This window comes from Lactiplantibacillus xiangfangensis (genome assembly GCF_001438845.1).
Classification (GTDB): domain Bacteria; phylum Bacillota; class Bacilli; order Lactobacillales; family Lactobacillaceae; genus Lactiplantibacillus; species Lactiplantibacillus xiangfangensis.
This window is the reverse complement of record NZ_JQCL01000010.1, coordinates 1-229: the sequence shown is the minus strand read 5'-3', so window position 1 is coordinate 229 and position 229 is coordinate 1. Positions and strand designations below refer to the sequence as shown.

At 40.6% G+C, this 229-nt stretch carries 1 protein-coding gene; it reads left to right on the top strand.

What is annotated here, in order from left to right; all coding sequences use genetic code 11:
* The coding region (locus IV64_RS00870) for an MFS transporter (protein ID WP_157060963.1) at positions 1-229 on the top strand (229 nt) is incomplete at both ends.

Below are 229 nucleotides of genomic sequence, written 5' to 3'. Positions count from 1 at the left end.
GCCGCTTATGTCAAGGCATTGCTGATGGAATCGCGTTACCGTTGATGTTTGCTGTCGTACTAGATCAAGTGCCAAAGAAAAAAGTTGGCACTTTTATGGGGATAGGTAGCTTAGTTATTGCCTTTGCACCAGCAGTGGGGCCCATATATGGTGGCATAATTCAGGACACATTAAATTGGCATTTTCTATTTATAATTTTAATACCAATTATTATGGTTACCTGGCTGCT